Source organism: Streptomyces sp. NPDC097640 (assembly GCF_040302705.1).
In the GTDB taxonomy this organism is placed as follows: domain Bacteria; phylum Actinomycetota; class Actinomycetes; order Streptomycetales; family Streptomycetaceae; genus Streptomyces.
On the sequence record NZ_JBEOSB010000079.1, the window covers coordinates 1 to 2,520 of the forward strand.

Here is a 2,520-nt window from a genome sequence, read left to right on the forward strand (position 1 = left end):
CCCCGTCGGGTAGCCGGAGCGCATTGCTGCGCCCCGGCCCCCTCAGAACCGGACTGGCGAGTTGTCCCCGCATCCGGCTCAAGCAGACCGCAAGGGCCGCACTGCGGCAATCTTGCCGTTTTCCCACCGATCCCCAGCGTGATGCTGTTGGTGGCATTCAGAGTGCACAAGCCGGAGGTTTGATCGTGCGTCCGATCCTCCGAGGCTTCGATAGACAAGATGGTGCTTATCCAGCCTTTTCTTCGATGCGGTGAACCATTCGATCCACTCTCGTGGGTTATCCGGCTGGTATTCCGCACCGACGATCAGGTCTTGGCGACATAGTGGACAGATTCCCCTTTGAAGGTAGGCCATCGTGTAGGTCCTCTTGTCCAGGGTCGTCGGCACCGTTTTGTGTCGTCTCTTTGCCCAGTAGTCGGCCAGAGCGGGGTCATCCGCCGATACCGCGCCCTTGACCATGTCGTGCCGCACGATCTTCGTCCAGGCGAACTTGACCAAGTAGGAAGTGTTATCGGGATTCCCGAACACCCACTTGTTCTCTCTGGACGGGTTGTGCTTGCCGAAGTACCTGTTGACGACCCAGGTCCTCGACTTTCTCGGATGCGTGTGGCGACCCCACTTGAAGGTGAGTCTCCACACGTACGTATCCAGTGAGCTGAATATCTTGCTGGACACGGCGACCCGATAGTATGCCGCCCAGCCCCGAATGATGGGGCTCAGCTTCGCTATCAACGCTGCGGCGTTGGACCCACGCAGGGCCGTCACCTCGTCGCGCAGCCGCTCCTTGATTTTCTTGACTGCCGCCCGGCTCGGCTTGATGAGCAGTTGGCCGTCGTACCTGCGTACGTTGAAACCGAGGAAGTCAAATCCTTCGTTCAAATGGACCACTTTGGTCTTCTCCGAGTTGAAGGAAAGTCCCTTCGGTGCCAGCCACTCCCCGAGCCGTTCCCTCACCGCTTCTGCTTCCTCTTTTTCGTGACACAGGACCACGAAATCGTCGGCGTAGCGGATCAGAATCGGGGTCCCCGGCACCGCGCCGGGCTCACGCCCGACACCTCTCTTCTTGTACCGGCACCCGGCGGCTTCCTCCATGCCATGAAGAGCAACATTCAACAGGAGCGGGCTGATGACCCCTCCTTGCGGCGTCCCTTCCTCGGTGGGTGCGAATCTTCCGCGTTCCATCACTCCGGCCTTGAGCCACTGCCGGACCATTTCCCTGGCGGGGAAATGTCCGATGACCTCTAGCAGGTGCCGATGGCTGATGCGGTCAAATGCTCCCGCGAGGTCCGCGTCCAGGACCCAAACCCTCTTTCCCCCCGCGCTGGCGGCGTTGAAGATGGCCTCGCGTGCGTCGTGGCAGCCACGTCCGGGGCGGAAGCCGTAGCTCCTGGCCTCGAACCGTGACTCCCATTCTGGCTCAAGCGCGTTTTTCACCCGAGCCTGCATCGCGCGATCTCGGATGACCGGAATTCCCAGCGGACGCTGCTTCCCATTGCTCTTCGGTATGTACACTCTCTTGACCGGCTTGGCTCGGTACGGCTTTTCCTCCGCATGGATTGCGGTCGCGAGTTCGTACCTCTGCTGCGGGGTTAAGTTTTTCTGCCCGTCTATGCCGGCCGTCTTACGGCCAGAGCTCGTCTGTGCCACTCGTTTCACACTCACGAGTGTGTTGGAGTAGCTGCGCAGCATGAGCTTCTGGAGATTGCGGACCTTCTTGAGGTCCCCTTGCTGTGCGGCCTTGAAGATCCTCTGCCTCAGTCTCCGTACATTCTCCTCAGCCTGTCCCCAGTCGACGCTGCGCCAGGACTCTGGAGTGTCCGCCGGTCCGTTCTCCGGAGGCGCGCTTGCGCGAACCGTGTCACCCATCGCTCCTCCTTCGTCCAACTTGCCCTTTGGTTCCGGTTTCTTTGCTTCGTTCTTCAAAGGTCCACCAGGCCCACGTCTGCTCCCTTTCGGGCCGGGTACGAGTCCCGTATCCGACGAGTTATAGGGCTGACGCCCCTTTCCTCTGAGCTTTCGCTCTACCGGCCTTCGCTTCTTGGGCCTTCCTGTTCCCGCTGGGGAGTTCTGCCTTCCTTACGTCCGGCTTACCGGCCTTGGGCCGGACCCCAACGGGGTTTCCACGTTCCACACCGTGAAGATACGAGTGGTGCGGGTGCCCCCTGTAGCCCGGGGAAGAGAGTGGTGCCTTGAGTCGTAGCGCAAATTTCCGACGACTCCACCCGCCGCTTTAGCGCGGCCCTTCCCATACCGTCTTCATGCATGCCATCGACGGGCTACACTGACGAGCCATCATCGGAGGTTCACTTACGTTCACCCTGCCACTCTTCCCCCGCTGCCCGGACCTCCCCGATGGCCGGGGATTCCCTTGGGCTTTCCATCCACTCAGCTTCGCACCCCGTCATTACTGCCGACGCACGTGAGTGTGAGGGACTGGCCTATGACACAAGCCAGGGAGAGCATTGGCTATGAATTCACCATTGCAACTCCACTTCTTACGGTGCGACTTCGTGTCGCACA

At 60.5% G+C, this 2,520-nt stretch carries 1 protein-coding gene; it reads right to left on the minus strand.

Translation table 11 applies throughout. The features are described from left to right. Positions 1–78: 78 nt before the first annotated feature. On the minus strand, positions 79–1,866 hold the full coding sequence (gene ltrA / locus ABTY62_RS47380) for a group II intron reverse transcriptase/maturase (RefSeq protein ID WP_352135610.1): 1,788 nt from the start codon (positions 1,864–1,866) through the stop codon (positions 79–81). Positions 1,867–2,520: the final 654 nt, after the last annotated feature.